Annotated in this window: 5 protein-coding genes; 2 read left to right on the top strand and 3 right to left on the bottom strand. The window is 71.4% G+C overall.

Annotated features, from left to right (window positions below; all coding sequences use genetic code 11):
* Nucleotides 1–605: hypothetical protein (locus QQJ79_RS15055; protein ID WP_284223744.1), on the top strand; the 605-nt coding region annotated here is incomplete at its 5' end.
* Between the two features lie 17 nt (nucleotides 606–622).
* On the opposite strand, the gene QQJ79_RS15050 is transcribed toward QQJ79_RS15055, so the two are convergent.
* A complete protein-coding gene (locus tag QQJ79_RS15050; protein WP_284223743.1) occupies nucleotides 623–2,305 on the bottom strand; it encodes a sensor histidine kinase in 1,683 nt (560 codons plus the stop codon).
* A gap of 175 nt (nucleotides 2,306–2,480) precedes the next feature.
* On the opposite strand from QQJ79_RS15050, the gene QQJ79_RS15045 reads away from it, so the two are divergent.
* On the top strand, nucleotides 2,481–2,903 hold the full coding sequence (locus tag QQJ79_RS15045) for a SufE family protein (protein ID WP_284223742.1): 423 nt from the start codon (nucleotides 2,481–2,483) through the stop codon (nucleotides 2,901–2,903).
* A gap of 10 nt (nucleotides 2,904–2,913) precedes the next feature.
* Here the strand turns inward: QQJ79_RS15045 and QQJ79_RS15040 are convergent, their stop codons facing one another.
* Entirely contained in the window at nucleotides 2,914–3,435 is a 522-nt protein-coding gene (locus tag QQJ79_RS15040) for a hypothetical protein (protein ID WP_284223741.1), read from the bottom strand.
* 163 nt (nucleotides 3,436–3,598) lie between these two features.
* The coding region (locus tag QQJ79_RS15035; protein ID WP_284223740.1) for a DUF6456 domain-containing protein at nucleotides 3,599–3,831 on the bottom strand (233 nt) is incomplete at its 5' end.

Here is a 3,831-nt window from a genome sequence, read left to right as displayed (position 1 = left end):
CCCGCGCCCGCGCCGGCGCCGTGTCGTGCGCCGATCCGCAGCTGGCCACGGTCCGCGCGCGGGTCGACGGCGCCTTTGCAGGCTGGCTGCGCACGCCGCGCATGGTCTTCCCCGGCGTCCGCCGCTCGTGGACCGCGAACCGCGTCAGTTCGCCCGACGCCAACTGGCGGCTGCAGCAGATGTCGGTGGTCGGCGCCTCGCCGGTGGCCTTCGGCTATGCGGGCAAGGGCGATGCGACCGGCCTGACCGCGGTGGTCAGTTTTGTCGGCCGGTCCCGTCCCTATGCGGCGCGCATCGTCCTGCGCGATCCGGTCCGGGTTTCCCGTCCCTGGCTGGCCGGCGACGGTCTGGTTCCGGTCTCGGCCCGCGCCAGCCTGTGGGCCACGGGCGTCAGTTCGGCCGCCCCGACCCTGCTGGCCGAGGACCGCCGCACCGGCGAGGCCTGGCGTTTCCCCGCCTCGGCCGCCGCCGCGCTCGAGCGTCTGGACCCGCGCGAGACCTTCGCGATCGAATTCCACTTCCGTGACGGCAGTGTCGCGACAGCGAAATTTGAGGCGGGGGATTTCACGGCGGGCCGGGCGTTCCTGGCGATGGGAATGCTGTAGGTCGCCGTCGCGACCCGTCAGCCCCCGCCCTTCATGGGCATCTGGATGATTTCGGCCCCCCCCTCGGGCGCGGGCGCGCGGGCGATCAGGGCGACGGGCAGGCGCACTGTGACCGCCGTGCCTTCGCCGAGGGTCGAGTCGATGCTCATGCGGCCGCCGTGCAGCTCGGCGAAGGCGCGGACCAGCGACAGGCCGAGACCGGTGCCCTGGCGGCGCTGCTCCATCTCGCCGGCCTGTTCGAAGGGGCGGCCCAGTCGGCGTACGTCTTCGGGGGCGATGCCGACGCCGGTGTCGGCGACGACCACCTCGAGATAGGGGCCGATGGCCTCGACCGTGACGGTGATCGCGCCGCCGCGGGGCGTGAATTTCACGGCGTTGGACAGCAGGTTCAGGGCGATCTGTTTCAGGGCGCGCTTGTCGGCCGAGACCTCGACCGGGTCGGCGGGCAGGACGCTGGACAGGGTCACGCCCTTGTCGTCGGCGTTGACGCGGACCAGGGCCATGGCGGCGGACACCACTTCGCGGGCGTCGAACCGCTCCAGCGTCAGGGCGTAGCGCTCAGCCTCGATCTTGGTGACGTCCAGCACGTCATTGATCAGGTCCAGCAGGTGGCCGCCGGCCTGATGGATGTTCTCGGCGTATTCGCCGTAGCGGTCGGGCAGGGGCCCGAAGATGCGCTGGCGCATGATGTCCGAGAAGCCGAGCACGGCGTTCAGGGGCGTGCGCAGCTCATGGCTCATATTGGCGAGGAACCGGGTCTTGCCCGCCTCGCGCGTCTCAGCCTCGGCCCGGGCGATCTCGAGGCCCAGTTCGCGGGCGTACTGGGCGGTGGCGTCGAAGACCTGGGCGATCAGGCGCGGGCCGGACGGATCGTCGAGCCGCCGCATGATCAGTTGAACGCGGCGGTCCAGGGCCATCCGGGGCGCGAACAGGGCGGCGCCGTCATGGCCCTTCATGGCGCGGTCGATGGCGTCCAGAAGGCGGGGCCGGTCCGGGGCGTGCACCGCGGCCACCAGCCCGCTCTCGAACAGGGGGTCGACCGGCAGCGAGACCGGCGGCGCGCCATAGGCGGCCAGAACCCGGCCTGAAGGTTCAAGCACGAGAGTCAGTCCGGGCTGGGCGGCCAGCAGGGTTTCGACCCGGGCCGTCTCGGCCTCGGCCGCCGTCAGCCGGGCTTCCCGCTGCCGCCATGACAGGCGCACCGCCAGGGCGGCGGCGGCGGCGGTCAGCAGCGCTGAAATGGCCGCCAGAGCGGGAAGGTGGGGTCCCGGATTGACCCAGGCCGAAAGCATGCCCGCCAGAGCCGCGACGCCGACAGCAAACGCCCCTGCCTGCACGGGTCGGGGACCGCCGAGGGCGATCCCGGCCGCCAGCGGAAGGAAGACAAAGCCGCTCAGAGGTCCGGTCAGGCCGCCGGACAGCGCCGCCGCCAGCAGGACCGCCAGACCCCAGATGGCAAGCAGGACCATCCGCTCGTCCGGGCCGTCGCGGCGCAGGAGACCCAGACCGCTCAGGCCGGGAACCACCATGGCCAGGACGCCGTAGAACAGCGGGCCGTCGATGCCGCCGATCCAGCGTCCGCCCAGAGCCAGCAGGGCCGCCGCCACCGCCCAGCCCGCATGCCACGCAGCCAGCGACGGACGATCGCTCGCCGGAGCGTCGGGCAGAGGCTTCGGGTCAGGGCGGGCGGACTGGATCAAGAGCGGATTGGGGCGGGCCGGACAGGACGCCGCCGGCCTTCCCAGCCTAGCCGTCCGGGTGAGTCGTCCAAAGCCCGCACGCGTTCCAGGCGACTGCCGACAAGCCCGTCCGGGCGGAATTCCGGGGAAAGGACAGGCGGTTGTCGTTAACGCCGGTCCGGCCTATCTGGCGCCCATGACCGACGCCCCCTCCATCGACGACGTCCTGGCCGAACTGGTCGAGGAGTTCGACCTGCTCGGCGACTGGGAAGGCCGGATCGAATACGTCATCGACCTGGGCAAGGGTCTGGCGCCCCTGCCGGAGGAAGATCGGACCGAGGACCACAAGGTGCCGGGCTGCGCCGCGCAGGTCTGGCTGGCGGTGCGCCGCGAGGGGGATCGACTGGTGTTCGCCGCCGACAGCGACAGCGCCCTGTCCAAGGGCAATATCGCCCTGCTGCTGCGGCTCTATTCAGGTCGGACCCCGGCTGAGATCCTGGCGTTTGACGCCCGCGCGGCTCTTGATCGTCTGGGCCTGCCGTCGGCCCTGACGCGTCAGCGCGCCAACGGCCTGAACAGCATGGTGGGACGGATCAGGGACGCCGCCGCGGCGGCCTGACCGCGGAGCTTCAGTAGTAGGAGCCGCGGACCGTCATGGTCGGACGCTCGCCGGGCCGCTCGCTCACCTCGACGGCCAGGCCGTATTCGTCGGGGTAGGCGCTGCGGCGATCCCAGCGCCGGTCGTTGCCTGGCGGCGTGGTCCAGTATCGGGGATCGCGGAAGGCGCGGCGGCCGAGCTCCGCCAGTTCGCGAGCGCTGGCCCGGCTGGATGAGATGGTGCAGCTGGCCTCATAGGCCGGGCGCTCGTCGCGTTCGACAGAGCCTTCCTCGATCTTCACGCGCCAGACGCCGTCCTTGGAAACCATGGTGACCTCGGAGGCCCATTCCTCGAGCGGCGCGGTGTCGTTGACCGGGCGGCGGAATTCGAGTTCGCGGGCGGCGCGGATCGCCCGTTCGAAGGTCTGGGCGCGGTTGGCGTAGGGCAGGCAGACTTCGGTGAGCAGACCGGCGGGCACCGCCTCCTGGGCGGCAAGGGGATCTGCGACGGAAAGCATGCCGGCGACGAGGCCGCAAAAGATCACTGACTTCACCGACATCCCCGAATTCGACGGCATTGGGAGCCCGTCGCCTCAACGCGATAGCGCGCCCCAAGGGGAGCGCGCTTTCAACTTCACCCTATGGCTGAATCCCGACAGGAAAAAGTTACGAGCGTGTAACGTGCGGCGGCCGGCCTTCCGTCGCGAATTCGATGCATCAACCGATGCGATAGTGCGTCGCCAGGGCGGCAAGGCCTTTTTGCAGCAGGCCTTTTCCTTCGCGGCGGCGCAGACCCAGGTCTCGCTCGGCGGCTTGCAGGGCCGAGGCGCGGATGCAGATGGCCTCGACCATGGGCCGGGCGGTCCCGCAGGCGGCGAGGGCGGCTTCGACCCGGCGCGCCGCGGCCATGGCGGGGTCGCCCGGTTCGGCCCGGACGGCGGACCCGCCCC

The organism is Brevundimonas denitrificans, assembly GCF_030160755.1.
Lineage (GTDB): Bacteria > Pseudomonadota > Alphaproteobacteria > Caulobacterales > Caulobacteraceae > Brevundimonas > Brevundimonas denitrificans.
The sequence above is the reverse complement of the archived record's forward strand: the minus strand, read 5'-3'. Positions and strand labels throughout refer to the sequence as shown.